Annotated in this window: 14 protein-coding genes; 11 read left to right on the top strand and 3 right to left on the bottom strand. The window is 63.5% G+C overall.

The window, feature by feature from the left end:
- The first annotated feature begins 3 nt into the window (after window positions 1-3).
- The 10 genes from lptC to K6G35_RS01530 all read left to right on the top strand — a co-directional run bounded on the left by lptC (window position 4) and on the right by K6G35_RS01530 (window position 8,384).
- Window positions 4-630 carry an LPS export ABC transporter periplasmic protein LptC gene (gene lptC / locus K6G35_RS01575; RefSeq protein ID WP_008640716.1) on the top strand — a complete coding sequence of 209 codons (627 nt, stop codon included), beginning with the start codon at window positions 4-6 and terminating at the stop codon, window positions 628-630.
- A gap of 62 nt (window positions 631-692) precedes the next feature.
- Window positions 693-1,337, top strand: a complete 645-nt coding sequence (lptA, locus tag K6G35_RS01570; RefSeq protein ID WP_286881818.1) for a lipopolysaccharide transport periplasmic protein LptA — start codon at window positions 693-695, stop codon at window positions 1,335-1,337.
- A 25-nt stretch (window positions 1,338-1,362) separates the two neighbouring features.
- Window positions 1,363-2,154 (top strand): LPS export ABC transporter ATP-binding protein, encoded by a 792-nt coding sequence (gene lptB / locus K6G35_RS01565; RefSeq protein WP_008650963.1) that lies wholly within the window; start codon window positions 1,363-1,365, stop codon window positions 2,152-2,154.
- A 123-nt stretch (window positions 2,155-2,277) separates the two neighbouring features.
- On the top strand, window positions 2,278-3,756 hold the full coding sequence (locus tag K6G35_RS01560; protein ID WP_008650961.1) for an RNA polymerase factor sigma-54: 1,479 nt from the start codon (window positions 2,278-2,280) through the stop codon (window positions 3,754-3,756).
- Between the two features lie 50 nt (window positions 3,757-3,806).
- Window positions 3,807-4,160, top strand: coding sequence for a ribosome hibernation-promoting factor, HPF/YfiA family (gene hpf, locus K6G35_RS01555; protein ID WP_008650960.1), 354 nt, complete (start codon window positions 3,807-3,809; stop codon window positions 4,158-4,160).
- A 475-nt stretch (window positions 4,161-4,635) separates the two neighbouring features.
- A complete protein-coding gene (locus tag K6G35_RS01550; protein ID WP_008650957.1) occupies window positions 4,636-5,091 on the top strand; it encodes a PTS sugar transporter subunit IIA in 456 nt (151 codons plus the stop codon).
- Between the two features lie 68 nt (window positions 5,092-5,159).
- Window positions 5,160-6,131, top strand: coding sequence for an HPr(Ser) kinase/phosphatase (gene hprK / locus K6G35_RS01545; protein ID WP_008650955.1), 972 nt, complete (start codon window positions 5,160-5,162; stop codon window positions 6,129-6,131).
- A gap of 205 nt (window positions 6,132-6,336) precedes the next feature.
- Window positions 6,337-6,678: a PsiF family protein gene (locus K6G35_RS01540; protein ID WP_008650953.1), complete on the top strand. Its 342-nt coding sequence runs from the start codon at window positions 6,337-6,339 to the stop codon at window positions 6,676-6,678.
- A gap of 115 nt (window positions 6,679-6,793) precedes the next feature.
- Window positions 6,794-7,684 carry an RNase adapter RapZ gene (gene rapZ / locus K6G35_RS01535; protein WP_008650951.1) on the top strand — a complete coding sequence of 297 codons (891 nt, stop codon included), beginning with the start codon at window positions 6,794-6,796 and terminating at the stop codon, window positions 7,682-7,684.
- Window positions 7,685-7,730: 46 nt separating this feature from the next.
- The gene (locus K6G35_RS01530; protein WP_008650949.1) at window positions 7,731-8,384 is read left to right on the top strand and encodes an LON peptidase substrate-binding domain-containing protein; all 654 of its coding nucleotides are present in this window, start codon (window positions 7,731-7,733) and stop codon (window positions 8,382-8,384) included.
- Window positions 8,385-8,417: 33 nt separating this feature from the next.
- Here the strand turns inward: K6G35_RS01530 and mutY are convergent, their stop codons facing one another.
- The 3 genes from mutY to mutM all read right to left on the bottom strand — a co-directional run bounded on the left by mutY (window position 8,418) and on the right by mutM (window position 12,869).
- The gene (mutY, locus tag K6G35_RS01525) at window positions 8,418-9,569 is read right to left on the bottom strand and encodes an A/G-specific adenine glycosylase (protein WP_008650947.1); all 1,152 of its coding nucleotides are present in this window, start codon (window positions 9,567-9,569) and stop codon (window positions 8,418-8,420) included.
- 130 nt (window positions 9,570-9,699) lie between these two features.
- On the bottom strand, window positions 9,700-11,643 hold the full coding sequence (locus tag K6G35_RS01520) for a dynamin family protein (protein WP_495676018.1): 1,944 nt from the start codon (window positions 11,641-11,643) through the stop codon (window positions 9,700-9,702).
- 332 nt (window positions 11,644-11,975) lie between these two features.
- Window positions 11,976-12,869, bottom strand: a complete 894-nt coding sequence (gene mutM / locus K6G35_RS01515) for a bifunctional DNA-formamidopyrimidine glycosylase/DNA-(apurinic or apyrimidinic site) lyase (protein ID WP_495676017.1) — start codon at window positions 12,867-12,869, stop codon at window positions 11,976-11,978.
- Between the two features lie 269 nt (window positions 12,870-13,138).
- On the opposite strand from mutM, the gene K6G35_RS01510 reads away from it, so the two are divergent.
- Window positions 13,139-15,046, top strand: a complete 1,908-nt coding sequence (locus K6G35_RS01510; RefSeq protein ID WP_008650941.1) for a tetratricopeptide repeat protein — start codon at window positions 13,139-13,141, stop codon at window positions 15,044-15,046.
- Window positions 15,047-15,128 lie beyond the last annotated feature (82 nt).

Here is a 15,128-nt window from a genome sequence, read left to right as displayed (position 1 = left end):
TCAATGCCAGAGTTCCTGTCCAGAATCACCGGCCTGATCATGCGGCTGCTGCCGCTGCTGTTGATGGCGATCGTTGCCGGCAGCACGTTCTGGCTCGTGCAGATCAACTCGCCGCACGAAGCCACGGCGCAGGCACAGGTCAAGCGACACGTCCCTGACTACTATATGGACCGCTTCTCGGCCACGGAACTGGCCGAGGATGGCAACACCAAGATCCGCTTCACCGGCGTGAAGATGGTCCATTTCGAGGACGACCAGACCTACGAGGTGACCACGCCGGCCATGCGCAACTACGAGCCGGATCGCCCGCCGGTTACCGCCAACGCGAATCGCGGCGTGATGAATGCCGAGGGCTCGATCATCGACCTGTACGGCAATGCGTTCATCGTGCGCCAGGCGGGTACCGATGTGTCGAAGGACCCGCGCATGACGGCGGCGTCGCAGTACTTTCAGTTGCTGATCAACGACGACATCGTCAAGACAGACAAGCCCGTGGAACTGACGCGCGGACCGTCGGTAATGAACGCCAACGGCCTGATCTTCAACAACGTCACCCGCGAAGTACAATTGCTGGGTAACGTTCGCGGCACCATCATCATGAATTCGCCGGGGCAGGCCAGTGCCCAGTGACATCGGGATTTGCGCCCCGCCGTCCGCCTGACTGCTGCCTTTCCCTTTCAGCAAAGCCAAAAATGACTGCTTCCCTGACGACATCGTCCTGTCGCCGCACCGCGCCCGCCCTGATGGCGGCCATCGCCGCCATCGGCCTGTTCCTGGCCCAGCCTGCTTTCGCCGAGCGCGCGGACCAGACCAAGCCGCTGGTGCTGGAAGCCGACAACGCCAGCTATGATGACGTCAAGCAGATCTACACGCTGACCGGCAACGTGGTGCTGACCAAGGGCACGATGGTGCTGAAGTCTGATGCCGCCGAACTGCGCACCGACCCCGAGGGTTATCAGTACGCCATCGCCACCTCCAAGCCGGGCCACCAGGCCTATATCCGCCAGAAACGCGACGGCGTGGATGAGTACATCGACGGCTGGGGCGACCGCATCGAATATGACGGCAAGTCGGAGATCAACAAGCTGATCGGCAATGCACGCGCGGCGCGTGTTTCCGGTGTCGGCGCGAAAATCCTGGACGAAATCCGCGGCGCGGTGATCACGTACGACAGCCGCAACGAGTTCTATACCGCCACCGGCGGCGATAACAATGCGTCCGCCGGGAACCCTTCTGGCCGCGTGCGCGCCGTGCTGTCGCCGCGCGCGAACCCGGCCAGCGCGCCGGCCGGCGCGCCGCTCGACCTGAAGCCGTCCTCGCAGCCGGCCAAGCCCTGACCGTTTCAAGCTCCATCCGTACCCGATGAACGATACCGCCACGCTCGCCGCCCAGGCTTCTTCCGCCCCATCCACGGATAGCAGCACGCTGGTCGTGCGCCATCTGAAGAAACGCTATGGCTCGCGCACCGTGGTCAAGGACGTCTCGCTCGACGTCAAAAGCGGCGAGGTCGTCGGCCTGCTCGGCCCGAACGGCGCGGGCAAGACCACGTCGTTCTACATGATCGTCGGACTGGTCGCGCTGGACGAAGGCGATATCGTGCTCGATGGCCAGCACATCAGCGGCCTGGCCATCCACGAACGCGCGCGCATGGGACTGTCCTATCTCCCGCAGGAAGCTTCGGTCTTCCGCAAGCTCAACGTCGAGGAGAACATCCGCGCGGTGCTGGAACTGCAGGTGGTCAACGGCAAGTCGCTGCCCAAGCAGGAAATCGATCGCCGGCTCGACTCGCTGCTCGATGACCTGCAGATCGCCCACCTGCGCAACAACCCGGCGCTGTCGCTGTCGGGCGGCGAGCGCCGCCGCGTGGAAATCGCGCGCGCGCTGGCGTCAGCGCCGCGCTTCATCCTGCTCGACGAACCATTCGCGGGCGTGGACCCGATCGCCGTGGGCGAGATCCAGCGCATCGTCAGCTTCCTCAAGGCACGCAACATCGGCGTGCTGATTACCGACCACAACGTGCGGGAAACGCTGGGCATCTGCGACCACGCATACATCATCAGCGAAGGCACCGTGCTGGCCGAAGGACAGCCCGAGGAAATCATCGCCAACGAGTCCGTGCGACGCGTCTATCTGGGCGAAAACTTCCGCATGTGATCAAGCGGCCGCGACGCCGCCTTGCAGCATTCGTCAACTAGCCGTTGGCGATCACGAAGTGCCAGCGATAGGTGATAGCAATTTCCGTTCCAACAACGGGAAGATGCGCATAGAATAGGTCGCATGAAACCATCGCTTCAGCTTCGACTTTCCCAGCATCTGGCTCTGACTCCACAACTGCAGCAGTCCATCCGGCTGCTGCAGTTATCCACACTGGAGCTGCAACAGGAAGTCGAGCAGGCGCTGACCGAGAATCCACTGCTCGAACGCGAGAACGACTGGATCGAAAGCCCGCTGCGCGTGGCCGCGGACGGGTCGGTCAACGTGCAAAGCGCCCCGGCTCCGGCATCTTCCGAACCGCAAGGTAATGGCGACGATCGCGCGAACGGCGCCAACGGCGAAGACGACAGCTACGGCGACAGCTCGGGTGACGATTACGGCAGCGACTGGAGCCTGGACGATTTCGCTCGCCGGCCTCAGGGCGACGAGGACGAGAAGACGCCGATGCAGCTTCGCGAAGCGGAACCCACGCTGCGCGAGTACCTGATGGAACAGCTCACGCCGCTGAAGATCTCCACGCGCGACAAGGGCCTGGCCATCTTCCTGATCGAGTCGCTGGACGACGACGGCTACCTGGGCGCAACGCTCGACGAGATCTGCTCGGAACTACCCAAGGAACTCGAATTCGAAGTCGATGAAGTGCAGGCGATACTGACCCTGCTGCAGAGCTTCGACCCTCCTGGCGTAGGTGCGCGCAACGCCGCAGAATGCCTCACCTTGCAACTGCGCCGTCTGCAGCATCCACAGCGGGACCTTGCATTATCGATCGTCAACCACCACCTGGAGTTATTGGCCGTGCGTGACTACACGCGGCTCAAGAAAGCCCTGCAGGTTGACGAAATTGCACTTAAGGCCGCGCACGATCTGATCCGCTCGCTCGCACCGTATCCCGGACATGCCTACAGCCGTCCGGAAGCGGACTTCGTGGTACCGGATGTGTTCGTGCGCAAGAGTGGCAGTAGCTGGATCGCGCAGCTCAATCCCGACGTGATGCCGCGTCTGCGCATCAACGACATGTATGCGCAGATTTTGCGCGGTGCAAAAGGGGAAGCGGGCGCGGCCGGGCTGCAGCAGAAGCTCCAGGAGGCGCGGTGGCTCATCAAGAACATTCAGCAGCGTTTCGACACGATCCTGCGTGTTGCGCAGGCAATTGTGGAACGTCAAAAGAACTTTTTCTCGCACGGGGAAATCGCGATGCGCCCCTTGGTTTTGCGGGAGATTGCCGATACACTGGGTCTACACGAGTCGACCATTTCCCGGGTGACTACGAATAAATACATGGCCACGCCGATGGGTACTTTCGAGTTGAAGTACTTCTTTGGTAGCCACGTCTCCACGGAGACTGGCGGCGCGGCCTCATCCACGGCGATCCGCGCGCTGATCAAGCAACTGATAGGAGCCGAAGAACCCAGGAATCCCCTTTCCGACAGCCGCATCGCCGAGTTGCTGGGCGAACAGGGCTTTGTGGTCGCACGCCGCACGGTGGCCAAGTACCGCGAAGCGCTGAAGATCCCCGCAGTCAATCTCCGCAAGACTTTGTAGCCGAGCCGCAACCGCCTGCCTGGTGCGGCTCTTTCAGAAGGAGAAGCGCTATGAACTTCAAGATCAGTGGACACCACCTCGACATCACGCCGCCGCTGCGTGAGTATGTGGAAACGAAACTGGAGCGAATTGTCAGACATTTCGATCAGGTCATTGGCGTAAGCGTGCTGCTATCCGTAGACAACCACAAGGAAAAGGACAAGCGTCAGTACGCGGAAATCAACCTGCACCTCAAGGGCAAGGACATCTTCGTCGAAGCGCATCATGAAGACCTTTATGCTGCAATCGACTGTCTGGTCGACAAGCTCGACCGCCAGGTGATCCGCTACAAGGACCGCGTGCAAGGGCATGACCGGGAAGCGGTCAAGTACCAGATGGCTGCCGAACAACTACAACAACAATAAGTCGGCGGCGACACTAGGTCGCCCCTGAGAGGATAGATAGGAAGAGCAAAGCCGCGCATCTGCGCGGCTTTTTTGATGGGCGCGATGCGGATGCGCCGCTGGCGCACCCGTTACCTGAGTACCAGCCCTGCAACATTTGGTCAGCCGGGGGTGTTCGCAACTGACGCCGCTCGGTGTATGCTGCGCCATACAACAACTACAGACAGGACGGCCCCGGACAACCGGCCCGGCATTCCGCGTGGCGAAAGATCGCGCGACGGCGGGTGCAGTTTTCTGGGTGGGCAATCCGACCGGCAAGCTCGCGGCACCACTCGCGGCGCCGGCGCCGCAGCGCACAAGTGCGCAGTGGCCCTGCTCTATAATGGCCGGACGCTCCAATGCGGGCGTCCTTTTGCGCTCAATAGCCTGAATTGCCCAACGCAGCGGGACGACTCATGTGCGTCGGCTCGCCTTTCTGACTCCTCGTGCATCGCCCATGAATCGTTTGGCCAAATTGCTGCCACCCGGCAACATTAATCTCGACGTCACCGTCACCAGCAAGAAGCGGGTCTTCGAGCAAGCCGGGCTCCTGTTCGAGAACAACCATGGCGTGGCCCGGGCCACCGTGACCGACAACCTGTTCGCGCGCGAATCGCTCGGGTCCACCGGTCTTGGCGCCGGCGTCGCCATTCCGCATGGTCGCATCAAGGGACTCAAACAGCCCCTGGCTGCCTTCATGCGCCTGGCCGAGCCGATCCCGTTCGAATCGCCCGACGGCAAACCGGTGGCGCTGCTGATCTTCCTGCTTGTGCCCGAGCAGGCCACCCAGCAGCATCTGGAAATTCTTTCGGAAATCGCCCAGTTGTTGTCGGACCGGGAAATGCGCGAAGGACTGGCCACGTTACCCACGCCCGAAGCGGTCCACGAATTACTGACCCAGTGGCACCCCTGACACGACGGCAGGCCAGCGCAGCCTGACGCGATACCCGCGATACAGCCCCTCCCGAAAAGTCATCCCGCATGGAACTCACCGGCGTCACCTCCCAGTCGATCTTCGACGACAACGCAGCCGACATCAAACTCTCCTGGGTCGCCGGTCTGGAAGGGGCCGATCGAGCCTTCGACGTGGAATTCGCGCGTGAGGCGACATCGGCAGCCGATCTGGTCGGCCACCTGAACCTCATCCACCCGAACCGGATTCAGGTGCTCGGCAAACCCGAGATCCTTTACTACCAGCGCCTCGACGACGAACCCCGCAAACGTCAGATGGGCGAGCTGATCCTGCTCGAGCCGCCATTCCTGGTGGTGGCGGATGGCATGGAGCCGCCGCCCGATCTGGAACTGCGCTGCACGCGCTCGTCGACTCCGCTGTTCACGACGCCGGTATCCTCGGCGGCCGTCATCGACCACCTCCGCCTGTACCTGTCGCGCATCTCCGCGCCGCGCGTCACCATGCACGGCGTGTTCCTCGACATTCTCGGCATGGGCGTGCTGATCATGGGTGAGTCGGGCCTTGGCAAGAGCGAACTGGGCCTGGAACTGATCTCGCGCGGACATGGCCTGGTGGCCGACGACGCCGTCGATTTCGTGCGGCTTGGCCCGGATTTCATTGAGGGCCGCTGCCCGCCGCTGCTGCAGAACCTGCTTGAAGTCCGCGGCCTGGGCCTGCTCGACATCAAGACGATCTTCGGTGAGACCGCCGTGCGGCGGAAGATGAAGCTCAAGCTCGTGGTGCAATTGGTGCGCCGCAACGACGGCGAATTCGAGCGCCTGCCGCTTGATTCCCAGTACCTCGACGTTCTTGGCCTCCCGATCCACATGGTGAAGATCCAGGTGGCAGCTGGCCGAAACCTTGCCGTGCTGGTGGAAGCCGCCGTCCGCAATACGATACTGCGCCTGCGTGGCATCGATACCCTGCGCGACTTCATGGACCGTCAGCGGGCAGCGATGCAGGCCGACGTGGTTTCCCGCGGCCAGGGTCGGCTGCTCTGATCAGACAATTCCGGCGGTTTTGTGAAACGCCGGCGTCGCTTTCAATTGCTTACAAGCGGCCGGCCTCCCCTCGTCAACGCGCTTTGGGCGCGCGCCGTTTTGTGCTTCAATGGGCATCGAGCCCAGTCCGGTACCGCCAGCCGCCGTGCTGCATCCTGAAGGTCGGCGTCCGGCCATGATGTGTTTCCACAGCCAGGAGAGAAGCATGAAGAAACTGATCGCGATGTGCGTGCTGGTTACCCCTCTGTTCGCCACGGGCGCGTTCGCCCAGGGCGCCTCGGCCCCGGCCGCTGAAAAATCTGGCAAGGCCCCGACCGCGCAGCAGGAAAAGATGTCGGCCTGCTCGAAGCAGAACAAGGGCAAGAAGGGCGACGACTACAAGAAGTCCATGAGCGATTGCCTGTCGGGCAGCGCACCAGCCGCCGCACCGGCCGCACCGAAGACCCAGCAGGAAAAGATGTCGGCCTGCTCGAAGGAAAACAAGGGCAAGAAGGGCGATGACTACAAGAAGTCCATGAGCGATTGCCTGTCGAAGCCGGCGGCCTGATCCGCCAGATCTGACAGATCCCGTGGCAATGATGGCGAATCGGCGACGATTCGCCATTTTGCTTTAGGGCAGGTGTCATGACGCCGCCATCACGCGATGCTATGCTTGCATCGCTATGCGGATCATCCTTATCACCGGAATTTCCGGCTCGGGCAAGTCAGTCGCGCTGAACGTACTGGAAGACGCGGGGTACTACTGCGTCGACAACCTGCCGGCCCAGTTCATCCCCGATCTCGCCTGCTACCTGGCGGAACAGGGCTACTCACAGCTTGGTGTTGCCACCGACATCCGCAGCCGCGAATCGCTCGCGCGACTGCCCGATACGGTGCGAGAGCTGGCCGCGAACCATCAGGTACAGGTGCTGTACCTGACCGCCAGCACCGATGCGCTGGTTCAGCGCTACTCGGAAACGCGCCGGCGCCACCCGCTTTCGGCACAAGTCGAAGTTGGCACGGCCGCTGGCACGCCCAACGATACCTCGCTGATCGAGGCCATCGAGAAGGAGCGGGAGCTGCTAAGCCCGCTGGCGGAATCGGCCCACCGCATCGACACCAGCAACGTGCGCACCAATACGCTGCGCAGCTGGATCAAGGAACTGATTCAAGACGAGAACGAGAACAAGAACAGCCAGCAGCTCACGCTGCTGTTTGAATCGTTCGGGTTCAAGCACGGCGTGCCCAGCGACGCCGATCTCGTCTTCGACGTGCGCTCCCTGCCGAACCCCTATTACGATCTCGCGCTGCGCCCGCTCACTGGGCGCGATGCGCCAGTCATCGACTTCCTGCAAAGCCAGCCGATGGTGCTGGCCATGGCCGAGGATATCCGCGCCTATGTGGAGAAGTGGCTGCCGAGTTTCATTGCGGACAACCGCAGCTACCTGACCGTCGCCATCGGCTGCACCGGAGGCCAGCACCGTTCCGTGTTCATCGCGGAAAGACTTGCCAACTACTTCCGGGCACATGGTAATGTGCTGGTCAGACACCGCGAGTTGGCCCCCGCTGGCTGACGCGCGGCGCCCCGCCGTTTTCCCATGACTGGAGCCGGCCAACCGCATGTCGACCTTTCTTTCCGGCACCGCATCCGATTCCGCTACCCTGGATGCGCTGCCGCTGTTCCCTCTTCACACGGTCCTGTTTCCGGACGGCCGTCTGCCTCTCCGTGTATTCGAGAAACGCTACGTCGACATGGTGCGCAACTGTATGCGCGACCATCTGCCGTTCGGCGTTTGTCTGATTGCCACCGGAGAGGAAGTCGCGCAGCCGGGCCAAACCACCGAACCCGAGTCCATCGGCTGTCTTGCGGAAATCGTCGATTGCAATGTGGAGCAACTCGGCGTCCTGCTGATTGAAACGCGCGGACGCCAACGCTTCCGGGTGCTGTCCCACGCCACGCGTGATGACGGCTTGCTCGTGGCGAGCGTGGAACTGCTGCCTCCGGATGTCATCGACTGCAAGCTGGAATTGCTGGGCGAGTGCCTGGCCGCGTTGCGTCGAATCGTGACCTCGCTCCACACGGACCAGCCCGACAAGCCGAAACTGCCCTTCGGAGAGCCCTATCTCTGGGACGATCCGAGCTGGGTGGTCAACCGGCTGTGCGAGTTGTTGCCGGTGCCACTCAAGGCCAAGCAGATGCTGATGGAGCTACCTGATGCCGGCGTGCGCATCGAGATCGTGCATCGCTACATGCGACAGCACCACATCGTCTGAGCCGCCTTCTGAGCCGCCTTCCGAGCGGGCAACTCAGAAAAGTCCGAGTCTCGCCTGATCTTCCAGCAGCTTGCGCACCGGGGCCGGGGTGCCCAGCATATCGAGATCGTCAAGAGACAGCCACCGGCTCGCGGCATTACCTTCGAGCGCGACGGCGTCCAGATCGACGCGAATAGCGCGAATCAGCAGGCGAAAATGGGTGAACACATGCGTCAGTTCGCCAGCCAGATACGCGCGCGCAGGCGAGCCATACGCGCGGGCTAACTGCAGCGCCGACTCCTCGGCGACCTCCGAATCGAACGGTACCGCGTCGACCGGCATTTCAGGCAGACTCCACAAGCCGCCCCAGATGCCGCTGCTGGGACGCAACTGCACGAGCACATCGCGTCCATGCCGGACGATCAGCATCACAGCGCTGCGCTCCGGAATCGCCGCGCGTGGCTTCGGCGTGGGCAGCACGGCGGTGAGGTTGTCCTTGCGGGCCACGCAATCGGCCACGAGCGGGCACGCCTCTGCGTCGGCCAGACAGGCTGGCTTGCCGCGCGAGCAGATCGTGGCGCCGAGGTCCATCAATCCCTGCGTGTAGGCCACCATGTGATCTGCCTGATGACGTCCGGCAGGCGGCAGCGCCTGTTCGGCCAGCGCCCACATCCGATTCTCGATCGCGCGCTCGCCGGGATAACCGTGAATGCCGAACACACGCGCGAAGACGCGCTTGACGTTGCCGTCCAGGATCGGAGAACGAACGCCGGCACTGAACGCCGCGATCGCCGCAGCCGTGGAGCGACCGATGCCGGGCAGCGTTACGAGCACCTCTGGGGCGGTCGGAAACACGCCAGCGTGCTCATCCACCACGGTCTTGGCGCAGCGATGAAGATTGCGCGCGCGCGAGTAGTAGCCCAGCCCGGCCCACAAGGCCATGACCTCGTCGGCAGACGCTGCCGCCAGAGCGGCAACCGTGGGCAGCGCCGTCACGAAGCGCTGGAAATACTCGATCACCGCTGCCACCTGCGTCTGCTGCAGCATGATCTCGGACAGCCAGATGCGGTACGGATCGCGAGTGTTCTGCCAGGGCAGGTCGTGTCGGCCGTGCTGGCGCTGCCACGTCACCACGCGCATACCGAAATCGGATGGCACGGCGATGGTCTCGGGCATGGTGGGGGCGGCGGCAGGCTTGCGGGGCATTGCGGGATCTTGAAAAGAAAAAGCGCCGCTCACAGGCGGCGCCACATGATACATCGGCGGTTGCAATACCCTTCCCAGATCGCCGGGTCTGCCCCCTCTCCCACAAGTGGACGAGGGGGGGACGCTCCGACTACGCCGCGCGCGCCGCTGCTTCCGGGGGCACGTCCACCAGCCTGCGCGCGAAGCTCTCGATCTTCGTGCTCCGCTCATCGAGGCCGTTCAGCACTTCCTCAAGTTCGGCAATGCGCGATTCCAGCGTGTCCGTGGCCTCGTGGATGCGCTCGATCGAATCGACGCGTCGGCGCAATTGCTTCTGGTGCTCGCGTACCTGCGCCTCGAGCGGCGTCATCACCGACTTCAGCCAGATCTCGATATCGCGATTTAGATCGCGGAAGTTCTCTAGCACGCGGCTGGCCATCGTCGCGAATGCGTTCTGCACCAGTTGCGGACGCGAGCGCGTCAGCATGTGCACGGCGCCGAAATGCGTGTTCACCAATTGCAGCGTTTCCTGCAGTTCGTTGGTATAGCGCGACGTCACGAACTGCATCGGCGAAGGCAGCGTGAAACCATGTTCGGCATTGAAGCGCCGATACATGCTTTCAACGAGCTGGTGCAGGCCAACGATCTTCTGATCGGCGTCGGTAATCAACCCGGTAAGCTGGCCGAACAGCGCTTCCATGTCCTCGCGCAGGCCGCGCGAGAAGAAGCGCTCCTTCATCTGCTCGCGCGCATCGCGCATCGTGCGGCGAACGTCGCGCAGTTGCAGGCTCTTGATGATGTCCGCGCTATGCCGCCCGAATACCAGCCGCAGCGCCTGGAATTTCGCGATGCTCTGCTCGAACTCCTCCTTCTCGCTCTGCACGCGCATCAGCATGTGCTTGACCATCGCATGGTTCTTGCCACGCAGGCCGCGTAACTCGAACAACTGCTCGACGATATCGCGCCGGCGGCTCTGCAGCAGTTGCTGGGCGCCGCGCGACATCTCCTGTACCAGGCGCTGTACCTGGTCGGCCACGATCTCGCGCCGCTGCGGAATGAGCTGGTCCGACAGCACGTGCTCGAACTGCATCAAGTTGCTGCGCACGAGCATCGGCTCGTCGTTGGTGACCTTGGCCACCAGCCCCTTCTGTGCCGATACCGGGTAGACCCGGCGTTCCTCGATGCCGAGCGTCTGCGCGGTCGTACGGACCTGGCGCGAAATCTCCGACGCGATCTCGGATGATGACTTGAGCGGGTCCCAAAGACCATCGATCTTGTTCAGCACGGCCAGGCAGCCGCGGCGATGGCCGGCGCCCACATGGCTGCGCCAGAGATCGAGGTCGCTCTTGGTCACGCCGGCATCGGCGGCCAGCACGAATACCACCACGTGCGCATCGGGAATCAGGCGCAGCGTCAGTTCGGGCTCGGTACCAATCGCGTTCAGGCCCGGCGTGTCCAGGATCACCAGACCCTGGCGCAGCAACGGATGCGGGAAGTTGATCACCGCATGGCGCCAGCGCGAGATCTCCACCATGCCATCGGCATCCACTGCCCAGGCGGCATCCGGATCGTTCTCGTTGTACAGCCCCAGCGCCTCGGCCTCGGCCGGGCTCACGCGCGTGGTCTCCACGACATGCTGGAACGCGGCCAGCATGCCCTCGGGCGACGACGGGTCGAGCGGTACCGTGGTCCAGTGAGAATTAGCCGAACCGGGCTCCATGAAGTCCGCCGTGGACGCGTCCTGCAGGCGCGTCTCGATCGGCAGCAGCCGGATGCACGGCACCTCGTTCTCGTCGTAGCGCAACTCCGTCGGGCACATCGTGGTGCGGCCGGCCGATGACGGCAGGATGCGTCGACCGTAGTCGGCAAAGAAGATGGCGTTGATCAGTTCGCTCTTGCCGCGCGAGAACTCGGCGATGAAAGCGACCTTGAGCCGGTCGCTCCTGAGCACGTTCTGGATGCGCTGCACGCGGTCTTCCGCGGTGGCGTCATAGAGATCGTATTGCTGCAGCCAGGACTGGAAGTCGGCGAGAGAATGAAGAACCCCGGTTCTCCAGGCGCCATATTGTTCGAATTGCTGTGCGAGGCTCGTCATGGAGTGGTTCGCTTTTCGGCTCGGATTTATTGGTTTCGGGCTCGTATTGCACAACTGGCCCCGGGATGGTTCCACTGACCCTGCGGTCCCTTGGCAAGTCGACGGCCAGGTCCATGCCCCATCGGCAGGGTGGCTTGGCGCATTTTGTAACTTTTTATGTCTGCGCACACGATACAGGTTTCTTGCACGATTTTGTGGAATTCACGCCCCTTACGGCATTCCACCTGCGCGAGTGTTGCGCCGACCCATCGGCAGGCGATTTCAACAAGAAATCCAGACCGGTTCGGCGTGTGCCAGACCGTCCCGGACAGGCTTTGCGCCCCGGCGACGGGTCAGTGCTGGCAGTGCGGGCAATAGAACGTCGATCGCTGGCCCTGCAGGATCTGACGGATCGGAGTGCCGCAAATGCGACATGGCTCGCCGGCACGATCGTAGACAAAACAGTCGAGCTGGAAATAGCCACTGCTGCCGTCGCTGCCGACGAAGTCGCGCAATGTGCTGCCGCCGCGTGCAATGGCCTCCGCCAGCGTCTCGCGCACGGCAACGGCCAGCTTCTCGCAGCGCGCCAGGCTCAGCCGCCCGGCCTGCGTGGTCGGCCGAATGCCGGCGCGAAACAAGCTCTCGGAGCAGTAGATGTTGCCAACGCCGACGACGACGTCGCCCGCCAGCAGAGCCTGCTTGATCGCCATGGAACGCCCGCGCATGCCTCGATGAAGCCATGCGCCATCGAAGCGCGGGTCGAAGGGCTCGATGCCGAGCCTGCTCAGCAGCGGATGCCCGGGCAGGTCCGATTCGGCAAGCGGCGTCCAGAGAATGGCGCCGAAGCGGCGCGGGTCGCGGAAACGCAGGACAACCGGCTCGGCCTTCGCGGTATCCGGGCCGGCAGCCAGCAACAGGTCGAGATGATCATGCGCGCCCGGCGCGGGCGGATCCGGATAGACGCGCAGCGTGCCCGTCATGCCCAGGTGCACCAGCAGCCAGCCGGGCGCGGCGTCCTCGCCTGTCCCCGCCCGGGTGGCGTCGACCGGCGGCAGGCATTCCAGCAGCAGATACTTGCCGCGTCGCTCGATACGGCCGATGGTGCGGCCCGTCAGTCGCGCCTCCAGTTCCGGCTCGACCGGCCAGCGCAAGCCCCGGTGGCGCACGGTCACATCGGCAATGCGGCGGCCCACTACGTGCGGCAGCAATCCACGCCGCGTGACCTCGACTTCCGGCAGTTCTGGCATCGCCCCCCCTTATTCCATCCGCCGGCCGGCAGCGGGCTTCCGGACCCTTATCAGCCCTTATCCAATCAATTCCCAAGAACCTCTTGCCTGTTTTCCCGATCCAACGAGGCAGGATTTGCCCTGCCATGTGACCGGAAGCGGCGCACATTGTGCGGGCTGCCGTACGTAGCCAACCCAAGGGCGCCGGGCAAGGCAAGCAGCGCATTGTAGCGGCAGGCTACAATGCCTCCATTGACTGCAACGCCCCCGCGCGCCGGAGCATCGATTTCATGCCGGACCATCTTTCGTCCTTTCAGGCCATGCGCCCGGAATCTTCGCAAATGAAAGCTTTCACTGCCACCGGTCCGACGATTTCCCCCGCCGGACGTTTCCGTCGCCATGCGCGCGCCCTGGGCGTGGCTGCGTGCCTGGCGCTGGTTTCGCTCGCTTCCCATGCCGCACCGGCCAAGGTTGCCCAGAACGATGACGAGGTCATCGACGTTCCAGCGCCGTCGTCGGCAGCACGCGCGCAGCGGACGCCACTACCCAATGTTTCGCTGTCGCCAGACATCCTCTACCGAGTGCTGGCGGCGGAAATCTCGCTGCAACGCGGGATGGCCGGCGCGGCATACCGGACCTATCTTGATCTTGCTCGCGAAACGCGTGACCCGAGACTGGCCCAGCGCGCCACCGAAATCGCATTCAACGCGCGCAGTTCGCAGCAGGCGCTGGATGGCGCCCGGCTCTGGTCCGACCTGGCGCCGAAATCGCCGGCAGCAAGCCAGGTCCTGGCAACACTGCTCGTGCTCAACGGACGCTGGGAGGAAGCCGAGCCCCTGCTGAGCCGCCAGCTGGCGACGGCGCCAGCCGCGCATCGCGGGGACGCCATCCTGCAATTGCAGCAGCAGATGTCGCGCACGAGTGACCCCGCAGGCGCAGTCGCCGTGCTCCAGCGCCTGACCGCCAACGATTCGAAGCTGCCGGAAACTCACCTGGCCCTGGCGCGTGCGCAAGAGATGGCCGGAGACAGCCAGGGCGCGCTGACCGAGCTTGATGAGGCGCTTCGGCTCAAGCCGAACCTCGAAGCTGCCGCGCTCATGTCTGCCGAAATGCAAGCCGAATCGGCCCCCGACAAGTCGATCGCGGTGATGAAGCGCTTCCTGGCCAAGTCGCCCTCGTCAGTCAACGGCCACATCACGCTGGCAAGGCTGTATCTGCAGCAGAACGACATGGATTCGGCCCGTGCCGAGTTCGAGGTCCTGCGCAAGGTTGCGCCGACCGATCCGCGTGTGCCGCTGGCTCTGGGGCTGACCAGCCTGCAGGCGCGCAGTTATGACGATGCCGAACGCTATCTGAAGGAGTACCTGCAGATGGCGGAGAAGTCGCCAGCGGCCAACCCCGACATCGCGTACCAGTACCTCGCGCAGATCGCCGAGGAAAAGAAAGACTATCCCGCGGCAATCGACTGGCTCGACCGAATCGAGGACCCGCGCCTGACCCTGGCCGCGCAGGCCAAGCGTGGCCAGTTGCTGGCACGCATGGGCAAGCTCGACGATGCGCAGGCCGTATTTGGCGACATGCTGGCCGACGCCGAAGACATCCCCGATCCCGCGCAGCGCGCCCTGCGCATGGCCGCTATCCGTCAGGCCGAGGTGGCCGCGCTGATGGACAGCAAGGCGTACGACCGCGCGCGCAAGGTGCTGGACGAACGCGTCAAGGCCGAGCCCGACAATGCGGACTGGATCTACGAACTGGCGATGCTCGACGAACGCGAGAAGCGCTACGACAGCATGGAGCGTGGCCTGCTCAAGGTGATCGCGCTGCAGCCCGACCAGAAGCAGGGCTACAACGCGCTCGGCTACTCACTGGCCGACCGTAACGAGCGTCTGCCGGAAGCGCGCAAGCTGCTCGAACGCGCATCCGAGCTCGGACCGGATGATCCCTACATCATGGACAGCCTGGCGTGGGTCAAGTACCGTCAGGGCGAACTGCAGCCCGCGGCGGATCTGCTCAAGAACGCGTTCGCCAAGGCCCCTGAGGCCGAAATCGGCGCGCATCTGGGCGAGGTGCTCTGGCAACTCGGCCAGCACGACGAGGCACGCAAGACGTGGAACGAGGCGGCGAAGGTCGAGCCAGACAATCAGACGCTGATCGACACCCTGCGCCGTTACAACCAGAACGTCCTGCTGTCGAAGTAGTTCACATCAGGCAAGCACGTCGCACGCCCGGGCCAGCGCCCGGGCGGTTCGTTCTGGCGTGCGCCAATTATCCCAACACTTG

The organism is Cupriavidus sp. HY129, assembly GCF_059492215.1.
The sequence above is the reverse complement of the archived record's forward strand: the minus strand, read 5'-3'. Positions and strand labels throughout refer to the sequence as shown.